Source organism: Methylobacterium sp. 190mf (assembly GCF_900107945.1).
Classification (GTDB): domain Bacteria; phylum Pseudomonadota; class Alphaproteobacteria; order Rhizobiales; family Beijerinckiaceae; genus Methylobacterium.
In genome coordinates this window covers 136,591-155,989 of record NZ_FNVI01000014.1, presented here as the reverse complement: position 1 = coordinate 155,989, position 19,399 = coordinate 136,591, and the positions used below count along the sequence as shown (strand labels likewise).

Below are 19,399 nucleotides of genomic sequence, written 5' to 3'. Positions count from 1 at the left end.
ACGAGATCCGGATGTAGTCTATCCCCATCCACCACCGGGGCCTCGACCGCCATGACGCTGACCGGACGTTTCTGGTTCCGCCGGACCTGGACCGGCAAGCTGGTCCTGCTCGTCGAGGAGGAGCGCGGGCGCTGGTTCCGGCGCCGCCTCGGCCGCACCCTGCGCTGGCGCGACGCGCGGCTCCTCGATCTGGCCGAAGGTCCCCTGCGGGGGCTCATGACGCTGGAGCGGACCTACCGCGCCGAGTTCGGCCCCGGCGAGCCGCGCCGCCCCGCCGGCCTCACGGCGGTCCCGGGCGGGCGGGCCCTGCCGCGCGGCGGGCCGGAGCCAGGAACAAGGCCGTCCCTGTCGGGTTGACGGCAGGCAAGACAGCGACGGCGTCGCTGTCTTGCAGCCCCTCGTGGGCGTTTCCTCCCTAGACTTCCGGACCGTTCTCCTGAGGGCGGTCCTTTTTTTGTTGTCGTCGGTCAGTCGCCGGGCAGTCGTCGACATGGCCCGCGACGGACAGCTCTCAAGAATCTCTCAGATTTACTTCCCGCCGTCCTGGGCCTCGCCCAGAGCAACGGTCCCGGCACCGGTCTCGGCACCGGCCTCGAGGGCCAGCAGCGCGAAGGTCGCGAGCCAGTGCTCGCCCATGTAGTCGCCGGTGACGTGCGGGAGCCCGGCCGCGAGGTGCGCCTCCGCGGCCGCGCGGAGCGGCGGCCGGCGGGGATCGTCCGGGCCGAGGGACGCGGCGAGCGCGCGGAAGCACCACGCGCGGCTGAGGTTCAGCCCGTCGAGATGGGCGATCTTCCCGTCGGAGCGGTCGGTCACGCCCGCGGGGCGGAACAGGGTCGCGGGTCGGGACGCCGCGAGACCGGGCAGGAACCGGTCGAACCAGGGCGCGAAGCGGGCGGGCGGCAGCAGCCGGCGCATGCACTCCGCCTCGATCAGCGCCGAGGAGAGGAAGTCGTCGCCGCCGGGCTCGCCCCAGGCCGGGCAATCCGCGTCCTCCCCGTACCAGCCGACGGCGGTGTCGTGCAGCAGAGTGGTCAGCCCGGCATCCCCCGCGCCCTCCGCGTAATCGGCCGCCAGGCGCAGCGCGAAGGCGGTGTTGAAATGGGTCCCGACCCGCACCGGGTAGGACGCCACCGGCAGGAACTCCGCGAAGCGCCGGACGATCACCGCGGCCAGCGGCGCCAGGGCCTCGGACCAGCGGCGCTCGGGGAGCGCGGCGAGCGCGTCGGCGAGCTTCAGCAGCCAGCCCCAGCCGTAGGGCCGCTCGAAGCCCCGGGCGGTCGGGGCGGCGAAGTAGGCGCATTCCCCCGCCACCGTCGCGGGAGTCAGCTGCGCGTCGAGCCGGGCGCGGATCGCCGGGGCCTGCGGGCCGTCCGGGAACAGCCGCAGCACCCGCGCCAGCAGCCACGTACCGTGGACGCAGGAATGCCAGTCGTAGCTGCCGTGAAAGGCCGGGTGCAGGGCCGCGGGGGTGCGGGCATCCGCCGGCCCGGCCAGGACGTGGCCCGGCTTGTTCGGATATTCGCGGCCGACATGGCCGAGGGCGACGGCGGCGAAGCGCGCGGCGATGTCGGGGGTGAGCGTGGGAGTGGGCGTGGGAGTGGGCGTGGGAGTGGGCGTCATCGCGGCATTCCGGCGGGCGTTCTGCGGGGACTCGGCGACCGCCGGCATAGCGGGTTTCCCGGCACGGCGTCAGGGCTCGCGGATCCTTTGCCGGCACGGCCCCGGATCGGCTATCGCGGTGAGGCCGGGCCGGACGCGCCGGCCCCAGTGAGAGACCCCATGCGCCGCCCGCCGCCCGCCGCCCTCCTCGTCGTGGCCCTCGTGGCGGCCCTGTCGGCCGCAGCGGCACCGGCCGAAGCCGCGCCGGACCCGAGCCGCGACGTGCTGTGGGCCGCCCTGAAGACCTGCGTGCTCGCCAAGCGGCTCGCCAACCGGACCTTCCCGTGCCTGTCGGTCGATCTCGGGGACGGTGACCGTCCCGGCTCGGCGGTCCTGCGCGCGCCCGGCGAGCCGACCCACAGCGTCGTCATGCCCACCGACACCGTGCCGGGCCTGGAGGCGCCGGTCCTGCGGGGACCGCGCGGTGCCGCCTACTGGCGGGCGGCCCTGGCGGCGCGGCCGCTCGTGTCGGACGTGCTGAAGGGGAAGCTCACCCCCGCGGAGGTCGGGCTCGCGGTCAACTCGGCCCGGGGCCGCAGCCAGGACCAGCTCCACATCCACCTCGACTGCCTGAAGCCGAGCGTGCTCAAGGCCGTCCGGGCGCACGGCCGGCAGGTGCGCCACACCTGGAGCCGCTTCCCGGTGCCGCTGGCCGGCGACCGGTACTACGCCCTGCGCGTGCCGGAGGCGGAGGCCGCGCAGTTCAACCCGTTCGCGGCCCTGCACACCCTGCCGGGCGCCCGGCCGGACCTGCACCGGACGAGCTTCGCGGCGCTCGCCACGCCCCCGGGCGATCCCGAGCCGGGCTACATCCTGCTGGCATACCGGGCGCCGAGCGCCAGCGCCGAGGACGTGATGGACCACAGTTGCACCGTCGCTGCGTCCCGCGGCGGCGCTTGAGCGGGCCCGGTCACCGGCTCAGTCCCTCCGCGCGGTAGAAGCCGGCCAGGCCGGCCCCCGCGGCGAGCCGGATCTTGGGCAGGGCGACGCGGTCGAACAGGGCCGCCTCGCGCGCCCGGTTCTCGCGCTCGGTAACGGCGATGTGGCGGATCATCGCCCATTTCACGCTGTCCCGGCCGCCGTCGAGGGCGCCGAGCCGCTCGCGCACGAACCATGACCGGCGCAGGTAGCGGATCAGGCCGGTGGCGGTCGGGACGTCGAGGAGGATCACGCCCGTCGCCCGCTCCAGACGCTGCGGCAGGCATCGGGCATAGGTGCCGTCCATGACCCAGCGCGGCTCGCGGATCGCCGCGTCGTGCAGGGCCTGGAACTCCGCGAAGGGCCGCGGGTCCCAGTCGGTGCCCGGCTGGTGATACAGCCGGTCGAGGTGGACCGGCGGCAGGCCGCGCGCCCGCGCGATGGCGACCGCCAGGGTGGACTTACCGCTGTTCGACGGCCCCAGGATGCAGAGCCGCGGGCCGAGCGCGTCGAGGGTCACGGCGAGCGCGGCGGTGGCAGCGCGTCGAGCAGCTGGCGCAGGAATGCCCGCACCGCCTTCGGCAGCCGCCGGTCGCGCATCGCCTGGATCTTCACGCCCCGGGCGAGGCTCGTCCGGGACTGGATCGGCAGGCTGACAAGCTCGTTGAGCCGCAGGGGCGTCTGCACCGACAGCGCCGACATCAGGGCGATGCCGCGGGAGCGCCGCACGAAGGGCAGCAGCGCCGAGAGCGTGTTGGAGGTCAGCACCGGCTCCACCGCGATGCCCTCGTGCGCGCAGGCGGCGTCGAAGACCTGCCGCAGGGTCGTGTCCCGGGTCGGCAGGGCGACGGGATACTCCAGCAGGTCGACGAGGCGCAGGGCCGGCGCCCGCGCGAGGGGATGGTCGGGCGCGGCCAGCGCCAGCATGTCGACCTGCCCGTCGTAGAGCACCTCGACCTGCGCGGTGGGTGTCAGCGCGAAGGTGATCCCGAGATCGGCATCCCCCACCGACACCGTCTGGGTGACCTGGGCCGGGGGCTGGACCGTGACCTCGAAGCGGATGCCGGGATGGGCCGCGTGGAAGGCCGCGATCGCGTTCGGCACGATGTCGAGGGAGAAGCCCTCCGAGCAGGCGACCCGGATCAGCCCGCGGGCGAGCCCTTCCAGCTCCCGGATCTCGGTGACCACCTGCTCGGAGCGGATCAGCACCTGATGGGCGTGCTGCGCCAGCAGCTCACCGGCCGGGCTCGGCACCATGCCGCGCGGGCGGCGCTCGAACAGCACGCAGTCGAGCTCGGCCTCCAGGTTGGCGATCTGCCGGCTGATCGCCGAGGCCGCGACGTTGAGCTGGGACGAGGCGGCCGCGATCGACCCGGTGCGGGCCACGGCCAGGAAGTAGCGCAGGCCCGTACTCTGCATTATCGTGCTCGATGCGCTGTATGGTGCCGTGCACATTGCCGATATGGCAACGCAGCACTCGCTAAATTCTACTTGTTGCGATCCCAGATGCACAACACCATGGCAGGGTGAAAAACGCGGCAGCCGCGGAACCGTCCGCCGGGCCTGTCCGCCGCGCCGTCGGAGCCTGCATGCCGCTACGGACCCTCACCCGAGCCGCCACCCTGGCCGCCTCGTTCGCGACCCTGATCGCCGCCCACCCGGCGCTGGCCGGCAAGGCCAACGACACATTGGTCTACGCGTCGGACAGCGAGCCCGAGAACGTCAGCCCGTATCACAACAGCGCCCGCGAGGGCGTGATCCTGGCCCGGAACTGCTGGGACACGCTGCTGTACCGGGATCCCAAGGACGGCACCTACAAGCCGTTCCTGGCGACCGCTTGGAAATGGGCGGACGACACGACCCTCGACCTCACGATCCGCGAGGGCGTGGTCTTCCACAACGGCGACCCGCTCGGGCCGGAGGACGTGGCCTTCACGTTCAACTACGTGCTGACCCCCGAAGCGCGCACGGTCACCCGCCAGAACGTCGACTGGATGAAGTCGGTGGAGGTGACCGGCCCGCACAGCGTGCGCATCCACCTGAAGGCCCCGTTCCCGGCGGCGCTGGAATACCTCGCCGGCCCGACCCCGATCTTCCCGGCCAACTACTTCAAGAAGGTCGGCCTCGACGGTTTCGCCAAGGCGCCGGTCGGCAGCGGCCCGTACCGGATCACCAAGGTCGACAGCGGCCGCGGCGTCTCCATGGAGCGGTTCGACAAGTACTGGGCCGAGAGCCCTCTGGGTAAGCCGAAGATCGGCAAGCTGCAGTTCCGCGTCATCCCGGACGGCGAGAGCCGGATGGCCGAGCTGATGACCGGCGGCGTCGACTGGATCTGGCGGGTGCCGAGCGACCAAGCCGAGCAGTTGCGCGCCGCGCCCAACATCACGGTCCTCAATTCCGAGACGATGCGGGTCGGGTTCCTGCAGTTCGACACGCTGGGCCGGGCGAAGGAGAACTCGCCGCTCAAGGACGTGCGCGTCCGGCAGGCGATCTCCTACGCCATCGACCGCAAGGCGATGGTCGACAACCTCGTGCGCGGCGCCTCGCGGGTGATGAACGCGCTGTGCTTCGTCGACCAGTTCGGCTGCACCGACCAGGGCGTGCCGCGCTACGCCTACGACCCCGCCAAGGCCAAGGCGCTGCTCAAGGAAGCCGGCTACCCGAACGGGTTCGAGATCGACCTCGGCGCCTATCGCGAGCGCGACTACGCCGAGGCGGTGATCGGCTATCTCGGCGCCGTCGGCATCAAGGCGCGGCTCAACTACCTGCGCTACGCGGCGTTCCGCGACGCGCTGCGGGCCGGCAAGACCTCGATCGGCTACCAGACCTGGGGGTCGTTCTCGGTGGTCGCCGTCTCGGCCTTCGACGGGGTGTATTTCCGCGGCGGCGAGGAGGACCTGACCAAGGATCCGCAGGTGATCGCCGACCTGCAGGAGGGCGACAGCTCCATGGATCCCGAGAAGCGCAAGGCCGCCTACGCCAAGGCGCTCCAGCGGATCGCCGCGCAGGCCTACGCCCTGCCGATGTTCTCCTACTCGACCAACTACGCCTTCACGTCGGACCTGACCTTCACGGCCCAGCCCGACGAGGTGCCGCGCTTCTACGCGGCGTCGTGGAAGTGAGGATGGCCGCGAAGGCGCGACGCCTTTCCCCTCCCCCTTGCGGGGAGGGGTCAGGGGTGGGGGTGGCGCAGACGGCACCGCACCGCTCGATTCTGCGCCACCCCCACCTCCGGCTCCTCCCCACAAGCTTGAGCGATCCCGGGCAAGCCCGGGATCGCCGGGGGAGGAGAGGACGCTTCGTCCTGATCCGGCGCGATCTGCATCGCCAGGAAGGAGCCTGAACCCATGCTGGCCTTCACGTTCCGGCGCGTGCTGGTCGCCCTGGCGGTGGCCCTCACGGTCTCGGTGGCGAGCTTCCTGCTCCTCCACCTCTCGGGCGACCTCGCGACCGCGATCGCCGGCCCCGAGGCCACCGGCCCGCAGATCGCCCAGATCCGCCAGGATTACGGGCTGGACCAGCCGCTGCTGACCCAGTTCCTCACCTGGGGCTGGCGGGCCCTGCACCTCGATTTCGGCAACTCCTTCTATTTCCGCGAGAGCGTGATCGACCTGCTCGCCGCCCGCCTGCCGATCACCCTCTATCTCGGCATCATCGCGCTCGCCGTGGCCCTGTTCGTGGCGATCCCGCTGGGCGTCGTCGCCGCCGTGAAGCGGGACACGTGGATCGACCGGACGGCGCTCGCCGTCTCGGTGCTCGGCCAGGCGATGCCGAGCTTCTGGTTCGGCCTGACGCTGATCCTGATCTTCTCCGTCAACCTCCGCTGGCTGCCGGTCTCGGGCAACGCCACGTGGAAGAACTTCGTCCTGCCGGCGGTCGCCCTCGGCTACTACGCGATGCCGGCGGTGATGCGCCTCACCCGCAACGGCATGCTGGAGGTGCTGGCCTCCGACTACGTCCGCACCGCCCGCGCCAAGGGGCTGCCGCCGCGCAAGATCCTGGTGCGGCACGCGCTGCGCAACGCCGTGATCCCGGTGATCGCCCTCTCGGCGGTGCAGTTCGGCTTCATGCTGGGCGGCTCGATCGTGATCGAGGCGGTGTTCTCGCTCCAGGGGCTCGGGCAGCTCGCCTGGGAATCCATCGCCCGCAACGACTTCCCGGTCGTCCAGGCGATCGTGCTGGTGCTCGCCATGATCTATATCGGCCTGACGCTCGCCGCCGACCTCTTGAACGCCTTCCTCGACCCGCGCCTGCGCCAGTCGTGAGGATCCGCCGATGAGCCTCCCCCCCGACACGGCGGCGCTCGCCGCCCCGGCCCTGCCCCCGGACGCGCCGATCGCGCTGGCGCCGGTCCCCTCCCCCACTCGCCTGATCCTGCGCCGGGGCCTGCGCCACACCGGCTTCCTGATCGGGGCCGGGATCCTCGGGCTGATCGTGCTGGCGGCGCTCGCCGCCCCGCTCATCGCCCCGCACGACCCCTACGCGCAGGACGTGTCCCGCCGCCTGATCCCGCCGGTCTGGCAGGCCAAGGGCACCTGGGAGCACGTGCTCGGCACCGACAAGCTCGGCCGCGACTACCTGAGCCGCCTGCTCTACGGCGGCCAGATCTCCCTCCTGATCGGGATCTCGGCGGCGCTGATCTCCGGGCTGATCGGCACGACGCTCGGCCTGTGCGCCGGCTATTTCGGCGGCTGGGTCGATTCGGTGGTCAGCTACGTCGTGACCACGCGGCTCGCCATGCCGGTGGTGCTGGTGGCGCTGGCCATGGCGGCGCTGGTCGGCGGCTCGCTCAAGGTGGTGGTGCTGGTGCTGGGCTTCCTGCTCTGGGACCGCTTCGCCGTGGTGACGCGGGCCGCCACCCAGCAGATCCGCAACCAGGACTTCGTCTCGGCCGCCCGCGCCGCGGGGCTCACGGACCTGCGGATCATCCGCCAGGAGATCCTGCCCAACATCATGAACGCGCTGATCGTCGTGGCGACCCTGGAGATGGCCCACGCGATCCTGCTGGAGGCCGCCCTGTCGTTCCTCGGGCTCGGCGTGCAGCCGCCCCTGCCCTCCTGGGGCCTGATGATCGCCGAGGGCAAGCAGTACATGTTCTTCCAGCCCTGGGTGATCACCATCCCGGGCGTGGCGCTCCTCCTCCTCGTGCTGGCGATCAATCTCTTAGGTGATGGCCTGCGCGACATCACCGCCCCCGAGGCGCGCCACTGACGCCGTCGCCAGGCCGGAACCGGCCGGCAGGTTAACGAAATGTTTCACGGGAAACACACCATGACGCGAGACGCCGCCATCGCGCGCGCCACGGAGGCCTTCGACTCGGGCGCGTTCCTCGCGCTCCTGCGGGAGGCCGTGGCGATGCCCACCGAGAGCCAGGCTCCCGGCCAGGAGGCGGCGCTCCGCGCCTATCTCGACGCTTTCATCGCGCCGCTCGTCGCCCGCCTCGGCTTCGACGCGCCGAAGATCTTCCCCAACCCGGACGGGGTCCACGGACCGTTCCTGATCGCCGAGCGGCGCGAGGGCGCGGACCTGCCGACCGTGCTGATCTACGGCCACGGCGACACGGTGCGGGGCTACCCCGAGCAGTGGCGCGAAGGGCTCGGCCCCTGGGAGATCGTGGTCGAGGGCGACCGCTGGTACGGGCGCGGCACCGCCGACAACAAGGGCCAGCACGTCCTCAACCTCGCGGCCCTGGAGCAGGTGATCGCCGCGCGCGGGGGCCGTCTCGGCTTCAACGTCAAGCTCCTGATCGAGATGGGCGAGGAATCGGGCTCCCCGGGCCTGCGGCCGTTCTGCCGGGAGCAGGCGGAGGCCCTGCGCTCCGACGTGCTGATCGCCTCGGACGGCCCCCGCCTCAACGGCGAGCGGCCGACCCTCTTCCTGGGCTCCCGCGGCGCCTACAATTTCGAGCTCAGCCTGAACCTTCGGGAGGGCCCGCACCATTCCGGCAACTGGGGCGGGCTGCTGCGCAACCCCGGCACGGTGCTGGCCTCGGCGATCGCCTCGATGGTCGATGCCCGCGGCAGCATCCTGGTGGACGCCCTGCGGCCGCCGCCGATCCCCGAGGGCGTGCGCGCGGCGCTCGCCGACATCCGCGTCGGCGAGGACCCGACCGCGCCCACGATCGATTCCGACTGGGGCGAGCCGGGCCTGAGCCCGGCCGAGCGGGTCTTCGCCTGGAACACGCTGGAGGTGCTGGCCTTCAAGACCGGCGACCCGGACGGGCCGCTCAACGCCGTGCCGCCCCACGCCAAGGCGACCCTGCAGCTGCGCTTCGTGGTCGGCACCGACTGGCAGAACCTCATCCGGAACGTGCGCGCCCATCTCGACGCGCGCGGCTTCCCGATGATCGAGGTCCGGCCGGCCCGCGCGGCGGAAGTCTTCCAGGCGACCCGTCTGCCCGTGGAGGATCCCTGGGTCGAGTGGGCGCTCCAGTCGATCGAGGCGAGCTCGGGCAAGAAGCCGGCGCTGCTGCCCAATCTCGGCGGCTCGCTGCCGAACGACGCCTTCTCGGAGATCCTCGGCCTGCCGACCCTCTGGGTGCCGCATTCCTACCCGGCCTGCCGCCAGCACGGTCCGGACGAGCACATGCTCGCCTCCGGCACCCGCGAGGGCCTGGCGATCATGGCCGGCCTGTTCTGGGATCTGGGCCGAGACGGGCCCGACATCCTCCGCCGCCGCACCGCGAGGGCCTGACACGATGAGCGAGCCGGTCGTCCGCATCCGCGATCTGACGATCGCGCTCCCCAAGGGCGCCGACCGCCCGCACGCGGTCGAGGGCCTGAACCTCGACCTCGAGGCCGGGAAGATCCTGTGCGTGGTCGGGGAATCGGGCTCGGGCAAGTCGATGAGCGCCTACGCGCTGACAGGCCTCCTGCCCCGGGCGCTGAAGCCGACGGCCGGCGCGATCCTGTTCGAGGGCCGGGACCTCCTGACCCTCGACGAGCCGGCGTGGCGCGCGCTGCGGGGCCGGCGCATCGCCATGGTGTTCCAGGAGCCGATGACGGCCCTGAACCCGGTGATGCGAGTCGGCGACCAGATCGCCGAGATGTTCGAGGCGCACAACCTGCTCAGCCGGAGCGAGCGCCGGGCCCGGGCGGTGGCGCTCGCCGCCGAGGTCGGGCTGCCGAACCCCGAGGAGGCGGTGCGGGCCTACCCGCACCAGCTCTCCGGCGGCCAGCGGCAGCGGGCGATGATCGCCATGGCGCTGGCGCTGGAGCCCTCGGTGCTGGTCGCCGACGAGCCGACCACGGCGCTCGACGTCACCACCCAGGCCCAGATCCTCCGGCTGATCCGCGACCTGCAGCGGAAGCGCGGGATGAGCGTCCTGTTCATCACCCACGATTTCGGCGTGGTGGCGGAGATCGCCGACCACGTGGCGGTGCTCCAGCGCGGGCGGCTCGTGGAATCCGGCACGGCCGAGGCGGTGCTGCGGAACCCGCAGGCGCCCTACACCCGGGCGCTGCTCGCCGCCGTCCCGAGCCTGACGCCGCCGCCGCGCCCGCCCCTGGCGGCCGCCCCGGTCGCGCTGTCGGTGAACCGGCTGTCGAAGACCTATTCCGGGCGCTCCGGCCTGTTCGGCAAGCCGCGGGTCGTGGCGGCGGTCAAGGACGTCTCGTTCGACGTGCGCCGCGGCGAGACCCTGGGGATCGTGGGCGAATCCGGCTCCGGCAAGTCGACCACCGCGCGGCTCGCGATCCGCCTGATCGAGCCCGACGGCGGCACCGTCCGGCTGGGCGAACTCGACTACACGGCGCTGAGGAGCGGCGCGTTGCGCGACAAGCGCAGCCGGATCCAGATGATCTTCCAGGACCCGTTCGCGTCGCTGAACCCGCGGCGCACCGTCGAGCAGATCATCACGGCGGGCCCGATCGCCCACGGGGTCTCGGCCGCCGAGGCCCGGGAGCGGGCGCGCAGCCTCCTCGACCTCGTCGGTCTCGATCCGAAGGCCGCCGCCCGCTACCCCAACGCCTTCTCGGGCGGGCAGCGCCAGCGCATCGGCATCGCCCGAGCGCTCGCGATGGAGCCGGACGTGCTGGTGGCCGACGAGGCGGTCTCGGCGCTGGACGTCTCGGTTCAGCGGCAGGTGCTGGACCTGCTGGAGGACCTGAAGCAGAGATTGTCGCTGGCGATGCTGTTCATCACCCACGATCTGCGGGTGGCCGCCACGATCTGCGACCGGATCGCCGTGATGCACCGCGGCGCCATCGTGGAGATGCGGGGCACCGCGGACCTGTTCGCCGCGCCGGAGCACGCCTACACCCGCACCCTGCTCGCCGCGGTGCCGGGCGCGCGCGCCTCCTGAGCCGTTCCGGCCCCGGACGGGCCAATCTGGGACGCAGAGACAAGTTTTTTGGACGGGACCGCCCTGTCCGGATCCTGCAAGTTCAGTAGGATAGCGCCGTTGTCGAGGGTGGAGCACCCCGGCGGATCCACGGCTGCACCCGCTATCCGTCCCCGCCCGCACCTCGCACGGGGACAGGGTTATCGAGCGTGTCGATCTCAGACAAGACCGACGACATCCGGCAGAACCGCAAGCGCAGCGAGACGAATCTGCCGCCGGTGCTCCGCCGCGGGCGCGAGCACCGGATCGTGCGCTGGATCGGCGCCGCGAACCGCAAGGCGCCGCGCCCCGCGGAGGAGCCCGCGGCCGCGGACAACCGGGTGATCAAACTGAGCTGGGCCGACACGTTCGGCCGCCCGGGCCGCGCCGAGCCCAGCCGATCCGAGCCGGCCCCCGCGCAGGTGCTGCCGTTCCTGGGGCGGCGGAGCGAGACCGCGCCGCGCGCGGCCCCGCGCCGCGCCGCCGATCAGCCGCCGGTGCCCGTCCTGCGCTGATCGACGCGCCCGCCGGGCACGCCGAGGCCGATCGCCTTCGCCAGCGCGGAGCGCTGCGCGGCGTAGCCCGGCGCCGTCATCGGGTAATCGTCCGGCAGACCGTAGCGCTCGCGGTACCGCTCCGGCGTCAGGCCGTGGGCGGTGAGGTGGCGCTTCAGGGTCTTGTAAGTCCGGCCGTCGATGAAGCTGACGATCCCGTCCTCCTGGACCGACTTGCGGATCTGGGCCGGCGTCGGCCGCTCCACGGCCGGCTCGACCGCGGCCGCCGGCGCCTGCCCGTCGAGGGATGCCAGGGCCGCGTGCACGCTCGCCATCAGCTCGGGCAGGGCCGTCGGCGGAACGGAATTGTTCGAGACGTAGGCGGCGACGATCTCGCCCACCAGCGTGACCAACCTGAGGCTGTTCTCGGGATTCTTTTCAGGCACTGCGCGAGTCCACACGAAGCTTTCGACGACGATGCCTGCGGTTCCAAAGCAAAAACCGCGTATGTGTCAAGACGGTCTTGACTGAAGGATGATCACCCGAAGCGCTTTTCGGTGCGGATGGGCCGGATCGCCGGCGCGAAAGGCTCCGGTCACCTGCACAAAGGTGCCGATGGAATGCCTGTTACACGGGTCGGGAGCCCGCGCGGCGGGAAAGACCGCGCGCGGCGTCACCCGATCCCGAGGGCGCGGATCAGCGTCAGGCTGAGGGCGATCAGGACCGCCAGGGAGGCGGTGACCGCGAGGGTGACCCGGCCGCCGACCCGGGCCAGGACCCGGACGTCGACCCCGAGGCCGAGGGCGGCCATGGACAGGACCGTGAGCACGCCGGCGAGCTGGGTCAGCGGCTTCACCGCCGGGTCCGGGACGAGGCCCAGGGAGCGCAGGGTGGCCAGCGCCAGGAAGCCGAGGATGAACCAGGGCACCAGCTTGGTGAAGCCCGGACGGGACGGCGCCGGCGGCGCCCCCGCTGCCTGCGGCAGACGCGGGGCGATCAGCGAGAACACCACCACGACCGGGCCGAGCATCAGCACCCGCACCAGCTTGACCAGGGTGCCGACCTGGGTCGACAGCAGGCTCACCGGGACGGTCGCGGCCAGGACCTGCGGCACCGCGTAGACGGTGAGCCCCGCCAGCACCCCGTACTGGTTGTCGGTCATGCCCGCGAGGGGCACGAACAGCGGCAGCCCGAGCACCATCAGCACGCCGAGGACGGCGGTGAACGCGATGGCGGCGGCGATGTCCTTCGCCTCCGCGCCGATCACGGGTGCCACCGCGGCGATGGCCGAGTTGCCGCAGATGGCGTTGCCGCAGGCCACCAGGATCGCCATCCGGGCCGGCAGCCCGAGCGCCCGGCAGATCGCCACGCTGGCGGCGATGCCGAGCACCACGGTCCCGACGATGCCGGCCAGCAGCGCCGGGCCGGAGGCGAGGATCGCCCCGAGGCTCAGGGAGGCGCCGAGCAGCACCACGGCGACCTCGAGGAGCTGCTTGGCCGAGAAGGCGATGCCGGTGCGGAACTGCGCCGGGGGCGTCCAGGCGGTCCGCACCGCGATGCCGATCAGGATCGCCAGGACCAGGGCCTCGATGTAGGGGTGACCGGCGACCCGCTCCTCTACCGCCTGCGCGGCCATCGCCACCGCGGTGATCACCGCGCACAGGCCGATGCCGGGCAGGACCGAGGCGGCCGTGTCCGACCGGCCGCCCCGTTCGGGGCGGGCCGGCGTCGGGGCCGTCTTGGATGGGGCGTCAGGGCTCACGGGAACGGGCTCCGGGGGTCGTCAGCGGAGCCTATAGGAAGAAAACGTTCGCCGCACCGTCGCAACAGAGAAGTTCGATCTCTATTCGAGCAACATGCGAGAAGACACGTCTCCGCAGAGATCGGGGCCGGCCTCGGGCGGAGCGCGGCCGGAGCGCTCCGCCCGAGGCCGGCCCCGCTCAGGCCTGCATGCCCCAGCGCTGGACGGTGCGCCGCTCGATCGTCTGGAAGATCAGGTTCTCGACCACGAGACCGATCAGGATCACGGTGAGCAGCCCGGCGAACACGTTCGGGATGTCGAGCATGTTCTTGTTCTCGAAGATGAACCAGCCGAGGCCGCCCGCCCCGGACGACACCCCGAAGACCAGCTCGGCGGCGATCAGGGTGCGCCACGCGAAGGCCCAGCCGACCTTCAGGCCGGTGAGGATCGACGGAAAGGCCGCCGGGATCAGGATCTTGCCGATCAGCCGCGGGCCCGACAGTCCGTAATTGCGCCCGACCATCTTGAGCGTGCGGCTGACCGACAGGAAGCCCGAATGGGTGTTGAGGGCGATCGCCCAGGTCACCGAGTGGACCAGCACGAAGATCAGGCTGCCGTTGCCCAGGCCGAACCAGATCAGCGCCAGGGGCAGGAGCGCGATCGCCGGCAGCGGGTTGAACATCGACGTCAGCGTCTCGAGCAGGTCGGTCCCGATCCGCGACGCGATGGCGACGCCGGTGAGCACGGTCGCCAGGGCGACGCCGGCGGCGTAGCCCATGAGCAGTACCTTCAGCGAGCTCCAGGCCCGGGCCGGCAGCGTGCCGTCCGCGATGCCCCGGAAGAAGGCCTCCACGGTCGCCGTGAAGGTCGGGAACAGGAGGTCGTTGTCGAGATAGCGCCCGTAGGCCTCCCAGATCCCGGCGAGGAGCACGAGGATCACGATCTTGCGCAGCCACGCCTGGTTGTAGAGGCGCTCGGTGATCGACAGCGGCTTCTCCACCACCGCGGCGCCGTGGGCGTGGCCGGTCTCGCGCACGATCTCGGGCCGGCCGGACGGCGGCAGGGACGACAGACGCGGCGCGGCGCTCGGCCCGGCCAGCGGGGCGCCGCTCAGGGCTTGCGCGCTAGACATTCTCCGCCTCCTGGATCTCTTCCGAGAACAGCATGTGCTGGATCCGGCCCTCGAGCTGCAGCGCCGCCTCCGGCGACGCGGCGCTGTTGAGCTCGGCCTTCACCTCGCCGGGATGGGGCGAGAGCAGCAGGATGCGCGAGCCGACCTTGATCGCCTCGGGGATCGAGTGGGTGACGAACAGCACGGTGAAGCGCGTGCCCTCCCACAGGGCGAGCAGTTCGTCCTGCATGCGTCGCCGGGTGAGCGCGTCGAGCGCCGCGAAGGGCTCGTCCATCAGCAGGATGTCGGGCTCCATCGCCATGCCGCGGGCGATGGCGACGCGCTGCTTCATGCCGCCCGACAGGGTGTGGGGGTAGCTGTCGGCGAATTTCGTGAGGTTGACCTTGTCGATGTAGAGGTTGGCCCGGTCCAGGGCCTCGCGGCCTCTCAGCCGGCCCGAGGCCTCGAGGGCGAAGACCACGTTCTGCCGGACCGTCTTCCACGGCAGGAGCTGGTCGAATTCCTGGAACACCATCATCCGGTCGGGGCCGGGCTCGGTGACCGGGCGCCCCTTCAGGCGAATCTCGCCCTCGGTCGGTGCCATGTAGCCGCCCACCGCCTTGAGCAGGGTCGACTTCCCGCATCCGGACGGCCCGAGCAGGACGAAGCGGTCCCCGGGCCAGACCCGGAAGCTCACCCGGTAGGTGGCCGTGACGAGGTGCTCGGGCGTCTTGTAGCGGAGCGTGACGCCGTCGACCTCCAGCAGAGGCTGACCCGTGTCCATCCATCCTCCCTGGCGCCGCGGTTTGAACCGCGTTTCGCTGAGGGCCGGAGATGGTCCGTCCCTCACGGGAAAGTGTATCGGCCCGCGGAAGAGGCTGTAAAGGTCGATATTTTGTATGCGATGGGATCTTCGTCCCGATCGTCAGGCCCGACGGGTCAGGCCGGGTGCCACCACCGGCCCTTCAGCACCACGCCCTCGGCGGTGATCCGCCGGTCGCCCGTCATGTGCTCGCCGCGCGTGTCGACGTAGTCGAACGCGCCGTCCCGCACCGCCAGCACCGTGGCGTCGCCGAGCGCTCCGACCTTCAGGGTCCCGTACTCCATCCGCTTCAGCGCCACGGCGGCGTTCACCGTGGAGGCGGCGACGACCTCGGTGAGGCTCATGCCGAGGCAGAGCATCTTCGACATGGTGGTGACCTGGTCGAAGGCCGGCCCCTCGATGCAGAGCTGGTGCACGTCCGACGAGATCGTGTCGGGCAGGAAGCCCCCCGCCAGCATGGCCCGCGCGGTCCTGAAGGCGAAGGAGCCTTTGCCGTGGCCGATGTCGAACAGCACGCCCCGCGCCCGCGCCTCGCGGAGCGCCGGCTTCACGGCGCCCTGGGCCGTGATGGGCGAGTTCGGGAACGGCCGGAACGCGTGGGTCAGCACGTCGCCGGGCCTCAGCATGGCCAGCACCTGCTCGTAGCTCGGCGGCGGCTCGTCGATATGGGCCATCAGCGGCAGGCCTGTCTCCTCCGCGACCTGCAGGGCGATGTCGAGGGGCGCGGTGCCCTGGTCGCCCGAGGCGTGGCGCCCGACCCGGACCTTGATGCCGACGATCACGTCCCGGTTGGCGTCGGCGACCTCGACCGCCTCCCGGGGCGCCAGGAGCCGCGGGTCCTCGCTCTCGCCGACCATGATGGTCTTCGAGAAGCCGAAGATCCCCGCGAAGGAGACGTGCAGGTATGCGAGGATCCGCGCCTCGGACCGCTCGATCACGTGGCTGCGGAAGCCGGCGAAGTTGCCCGGCCCGGCGCTGCCGGTATCGACCGAGGTGGTCACTCCTGAGGTCCGGCAGAACTCGTCGGCGTCGATGCCGAGCGAGGTGCCGCCCCAGTAGACATGGGTGTGCAGGTCGATCAGGCCCGGCGTGACGATCGCGCCGGCCATGTCGCGGACCTGCGTGCCGGGGCCCGCCGGCAGGTCGCGGCCGAAGCCCGAGACGCGGCCGTCCGCGAAGGCGACGTCGCAGATCCCGTCGTGGTTCTGCGACGGGTCGATGACCCGGGCCCCCTTCAGGATGAGGTCGTGCTGCACGAGAGACTCCGGATGTGGTTCGCGGGAATCCGACCCGTCCTCGCGAGCGCAGCGAAGCGAAGCGACCCAGGGATCCGCCACGCTCGGGGATCGCGCGCTGCCCTGGGTCGCTTCGCTGCGCTCGCGAGGACGGCGCCGTCAGGCCGCCCGGGCGGGCACGGCCGTGTCGTTGAGGTGGCAGGCGGCGAAGTGGCCGGCGCCGACCGCGTCGAGGCCCGGCACCTCGGTCCGGCAGCGGTCGAAGGCGTGCGGGCAGCGGGTGTGGAAGCGGCAGCCGGAGGGCGGGTTGATCGGGCTCGGCACGTCGCCCTTGAGCACGATGCGGGTGCGCCCGGCCCCGGGCTCGGGGATCGGCACCGCCGAGAGCAGGGCCTGGGTGTAGGGGTGCTTGGGCGCCAGGAAGAGATCCCGGCGGGGGCCGATCTCGACGATCTTGCCGAGATACATCACCGCGACGCGGTGGGTCATGTGCTCGACGATGGCGAGGTCGTGCGAGATGAACAGCATCGCGAGGTCGAGCTCGCGCTGCAGGTCGCGCAGCAGGTTGACGATCTGCGCCTTCACCGAGACGTCCAGCGCCGAGACCGCCTCGTCGCAGATGATCAGGTCCGGCTCGGCGGCGAGCGCCCGGGCGATGCCGATGCGCTGGCGCTGCCCGCCGGAGAACTCGTGCGGGAAGCGCCCGAGCGCCTCGCGCGGCAGGCCGACCCGCTCCATCAGGCTGGCGAGGCGGGATTCGAGGTCGGCGGCGTTGCGGGCCAGCCCGAAATTGCGGATCGGCTCGGCCAGGATCGCCCGCACCCGCATCCGCGGGTTGAGCGACGAGAACGGGTCCTGGAACACCATCTGGATGTGGCGCCGCAGGGGCCGGAGCGCTCCGGCCGAGAGGTCGTCGATGCGGCGCCCGTCGAGCACCACCTGGCCGGCGGTGGGCGCGTAGAGGCGCATCAGCGCCTTGGCGACGGTAGACTTGCCGCAGCCGGACTCGCCGACGAGCGAGAGGGTCTCGCCCCGGGCCACCGTGAAGGACAGGCCGTCCACCGCCTTGAGCACGCGCTTGGACTGGCCGAACAGGCCGCCGCCGAGGGCGAAGTGCTTCTTGAGGTCGTTGACCTCCAGCAGGGTGCGGGCGGCGGGTGCGGGCGTGGCGCTCATGCCGCGAGGGCGTCCTTCGGCGCGTAGTGGCAGGCGGCGAGGTGGCCCGGCGCCTTCGGCTCCAGGGCCGGCGCGTAGGCGCGGCACAGGTCGGTGACGTCCGGGCAGCGCCCGGCGAAGACGCAGCCCTCGATCCGGCCCTTCAGGCTCGGGACCATGCCGGGGATCTCGGCGAGCCGCGCGTCGGCGCCGTGCTCGACGGCGCCGAGCTTCGGCACCGCCCCCATCAGGCCGCGGGTGTAGGGGTGGCGCGGCGACCGGAACAGCTCGCGGACCGGCGCCTCCTCGACCTTGCGGCCGGCATACATCACCACCACCCGGTCGGCGACCTCGGCCACCACGCCGAGATCGTGGGTGATCAGCATGATCGCGGCCCCGACCCGGGCCTTCAGGTCGCGCATCAGGTCGAGGATCTGGGCCTGGATGGTCACGTCCAGCGCCGTGGTCGGCTCGTCGGCGATCAGGAGCTTCGGCGAGCAGGCGAGCGCGATGGCGATCATCACCCGCTGGCGCATGCCGCCGGAGAGCTGGTGCGGGTATTCCCGCACCCGGCGCCGCGGCTCGGGGATGCCGACCAGCGTCAGCATCTCCACGGCCCGCTCCTCGGCCTCCCGGCGGCCGAGCCCCTGGTGCAGCCGCAGGGTCTCGCCGATCTGGCGGCCGACCGTCAGCACTGGGTTCAGCGAGGTCATCGGCTCCTGGAAGATCACGCTGATGTCGTTGCCGCGGATCTTGCGCATGGCGCTGTTCGGCAGGTCGAGGAGGTTCTTGCCCTCGAACTTGATCGCGCCGGCGATGCGGGCCGGCGGCTCGGGCAGGAGCCGCAGGATCGACATCGAGGTCACCGACTTGCCGCAGCCGGACTCGCCCACGATCGCCAGGGTCTCGCCCGACTGGATCGCGAACGAGACCCCGTCCACCGCCCGATTCACCCCGTCGGGGGTGCGGAAATGGACCTGCAGGTTCTCGATCGACAGGAGAGGGGTGCCGCTCATGCTGCCGGTCCTCATCAGACGTCTTTCGCCATGCGGGGGTCGAGGGCGTCGCGCAGGCCGTCGCCGACGAGGTTCACGGCGAGCACCGTCATCGAGAGGAAGATGGCCGGGAACAGGATGATGTAGAACTTCACCTGCCAGAGGGCCCGGCCCTCGGCCATGATGTTGCCCCAGGAGGGCGTCGAGGGCGGCACGCCCGCGCCGATGAACGACAGGATCGCCTCGGTGATCATCGCGGAGGCGCAGATGTAGGTCGCCTGCACGGTCATGGGCGCCAGCGTGTTGGGCAGGATGTGGCGCCAGATGATCGCCGGCATCCGGGTGCCGGTGGTGACCGCCGCCTCGACGTAGGGCTGCTCGCGCAGCGACAGCACCACGCCGCGCACGAGGCGGGCGACGCGCGGGATCTCCGCGATGGTGATCGCGATGATCACGTTCTGGACCGAGCCGCGGGTGAGCGCCATCAGCGCGACCGCGAGCAGGATCGGCGGGATCGACATCATGCCGTCGACGACCCGCATGACGATCCCGTCGAGCCAGCGCACCATGCCGGAGACGAGGCCGACCGCGAGCCCCGCGACCGAGGCGAGGAACGCCACCGAGAAGCCGACCAGCAGCGAGACCCGGGCGCCGTAGACCACCCGCGAGTAGACGTCGCGGCCGAGCATGTCGGTGCCGAACCAGTACTGCGCCGACGGGGCCCGGGTGCGCTTGGCGGGCGCCAGGGCGGTCGGGTCGACGGTGCCGAGATAGGGGGCCAGCACCGCCATCAGGAAGACGATGAGGAGCAGCACGCCGCCGACCACGATGGTCGGGTTGCGGCGCACATAGGTCCAGACCCGGCCCCGGCGCTTGCGGGCCGGGATGACGTCGGGCAGCGGCGCCGCGACGGCGAGGCCCGGCGGCGGGGGCGCCTTGGGGGTGATT

At 71.8% G+C, this 19,399-nt stretch carries 19 protein-coding genes; 8 read left to right on the top strand and 11 right to left on the bottom strand.

Annotation, left to right across the window (positions count from 1 at the left end):
• Positions 1–51: 51 nt before the first annotated feature.
• On the top strand, positions 52–357 hold the full coding sequence (locus tag C4T42_RS18040; protein ID WP_020093963.1) for a hypothetical protein: 306 nt from the start codon (positions 52–54) through the stop codon (positions 355–357).
• A gap of 171 nt (positions 358–528) precedes the next feature.
• Here C4T42_RS18040 and C4T42_RS18035 read toward each other — a convergent pair whose 3' ends face one another.
• Positions 529–1,620 carry a DUF2891 domain-containing protein gene (locus C4T42_RS18035; protein WP_103985586.1) on the bottom strand — a complete coding sequence of 364 codons (1,092 nt, stop codon included), beginning with the start codon at positions 1,618–1,620 and terminating at the stop codon, positions 529–531.
• Between the two features lie 159 nt (positions 1,621–1,779).
• Between C4T42_RS18035 and C4T42_RS18030 the strand changes: the two genes are divergently transcribed.
• The gene (locus tag C4T42_RS18030; RefSeq protein WP_020093965.1) at positions 1,780–2,559 is read left to right on the top strand and encodes a CDP-diacylglycerol diphosphatase; all 780 of its coding nucleotides are present in this window, start codon (positions 1,780–1,782) and stop codon (positions 2,557–2,559) included.
• 10 nt (positions 2,560–2,569) lie between these two features.
• Here C4T42_RS18030 and C4T42_RS18025 read toward each other — a convergent pair whose 3' ends face one another.
• Together C4T42_RS18025 and C4T42_RS18020 are read right to left on the bottom strand one after the other, a co-directional pair.
• Entirely contained in the window at positions 2,570–3,097 is a 528-nt protein-coding gene (locus C4T42_RS18025) for an ATPase AAA (protein ID WP_020093966.1), read from the bottom strand.
• Positions 3,094–3,996, bottom strand: coding sequence for a LysR family transcriptional regulator (locus C4T42_RS18020; protein ID WP_020093967.1), 903 nt, complete (start codon positions 3,994–3,996; stop codon positions 3,094–3,096). Before C4T42_RS18020 ends, C4T42_RS18025 begins: the two co-directional genes overlap by 4 nt.
• A gap of 170 nt (positions 3,997–4,166) precedes the next feature.
• Between C4T42_RS18020 and C4T42_RS18015 the strand changes: the two genes are divergently transcribed.
• The 6 genes from C4T42_RS18015 to C4T42_RS17990 all read left to right on the top strand — a co-directional run bounded on the left by C4T42_RS18015 (position 4,167) and on the right by C4T42_RS17990 (position 11,412).
• The gene (locus C4T42_RS18015) at positions 4,167–5,699 is read left to right on the top strand and encodes an ABC transporter substrate-binding protein (protein ID WP_103985570.1); all 1,533 of its coding nucleotides are present in this window, start codon (positions 4,167–4,169) and stop codon (positions 5,697–5,699) included.
• Between the two features lie 225 nt (positions 5,700–5,924).
• Positions 5,925–6,842, top strand: a complete 918-nt coding sequence (locus tag C4T42_RS18010; protein WP_020093969.1) for an ABC transporter permease — start codon at positions 5,925–5,927, stop codon at positions 6,840–6,842.
• A gap of 10 nt (positions 6,843–6,852) precedes the next feature.
• Positions 6,853–7,788, top strand: a complete 936-nt coding sequence (locus tag C4T42_RS18005; protein ID WP_020093970.1) for an ABC transporter permease — start codon at positions 6,853–6,855, stop codon at positions 7,786–7,788.
• A gap of 60 nt (positions 7,789–7,848) precedes the next feature.
• Positions 7,849–9,270: a M20 family metallopeptidase gene (locus C4T42_RS18000; protein WP_020093971.1), complete on the top strand. Its 1,422-nt coding sequence runs from the start codon at positions 7,849–7,851 to the stop codon at positions 9,268–9,270.
• 4 nt (positions 9,271–9,274) lie between these two features.
• The gene (locus tag C4T42_RS17995; RefSeq protein ID WP_020093972.1) at positions 9,275–10,879 is read left to right on the top strand and encodes an ABC transporter ATP-binding protein; all 1,605 of its coding nucleotides are present in this window, start codon (positions 9,275–9,277) and stop codon (positions 10,877–10,879) included.
• Between the two features lie 188 nt (positions 10,880–11,067).
• Positions 11,068–11,412, top strand: a complete 345-nt coding sequence (locus C4T42_RS17990) for a hypothetical protein (RefSeq protein WP_020093973.1) — start codon at positions 11,068–11,070, stop codon at positions 11,410–11,412.
• On the opposite strand, the gene C4T42_RS17985 is transcribed toward C4T42_RS17990, so the two are convergent.
• From C4T42_RS17985 to C4T42_RS17950, 8 genes are all read right to left on the bottom strand, one after another.
• Positions 11,385–11,837, bottom strand: a complete 453-nt coding sequence (locus tag C4T42_RS17985) for a MucR family transcriptional regulator (RefSeq protein ID WP_026605051.1) — start codon at positions 11,835–11,837, stop codon at positions 11,385–11,387. The two genes, C4T42_RS17990 and C4T42_RS17985, sit on opposite strands and share 28 nt — an antisense overlap.
• A 227-nt stretch (positions 11,838–12,064) precedes the next feature.
• A complete protein-coding gene (locus tag C4T42_RS17980; RefSeq protein ID WP_020093975.1) occupies positions 12,065–13,153 on the bottom strand; it encodes a YeiH family protein in 1,089 nt (362 codons plus the stop codon).
• Positions 13,154–13,331: 178 nt separating this feature from the next.
• Positions 13,332–14,264 carry an ABC transporter permease gene (locus tag C4T42_RS17975; RefSeq protein WP_020093976.1) on the bottom strand — a complete coding sequence of 311 codons (933 nt, stop codon included), beginning with the start codon at positions 14,262–14,264 and terminating at the stop codon, positions 13,332–13,334.
• Entirely contained in the window at positions 14,257–15,027 is a 771-nt protein-coding gene (locus C4T42_RS17970; protein ID WP_020093977.1) for an ABC transporter ATP-binding protein, read from the bottom strand. The genes C4T42_RS17975 and C4T42_RS17970 overlap by 8 nt, the downstream gene beginning before the upstream one ends.
• A 155-nt stretch (positions 15,028–15,182) precedes the next feature.
• Positions 15,183–16,322, bottom strand: coding sequence for an amidohydrolase/deacetylase family metallohydrolase (locus C4T42_RS17965; RefSeq protein ID WP_020093978.1), 1,140 nt, complete (start codon positions 16,320–16,322; stop codon positions 15,183–15,185).
• A 138-nt stretch (positions 16,323–16,460) separates the two neighbouring features.
• The gene (locus tag C4T42_RS17960; protein WP_020093979.1) at positions 16,461–17,477 is read right to left on the bottom strand and encodes an oligopeptide/dipeptide ABC transporter ATP-binding protein; all 1,017 of its coding nucleotides are present in this window, start codon (positions 17,475–17,477) and stop codon (positions 16,461–16,463) included.
• Entirely contained in the window at positions 17,474–18,487 is a 1,014-nt protein-coding gene (locus C4T42_RS17955; RefSeq protein ID WP_020093980.1) for an ABC transporter ATP-binding protein, read from the bottom strand. The genes C4T42_RS17960 and C4T42_RS17955 overlap by 4 nt, the downstream gene beginning before the upstream one ends.
• Positions 18,487–19,398, bottom strand: coding sequence for an ABC transporter permease (locus C4T42_RS17950; RefSeq protein WP_026605053.1), 912 nt, complete (start codon positions 19,396–19,398; stop codon positions 18,487–18,489). Before C4T42_RS17950 ends, C4T42_RS17955 begins: the two co-directional genes overlap by 1 nt.
• Between the last annotated feature and the right edge of the window lies 1 nt (position 19,399).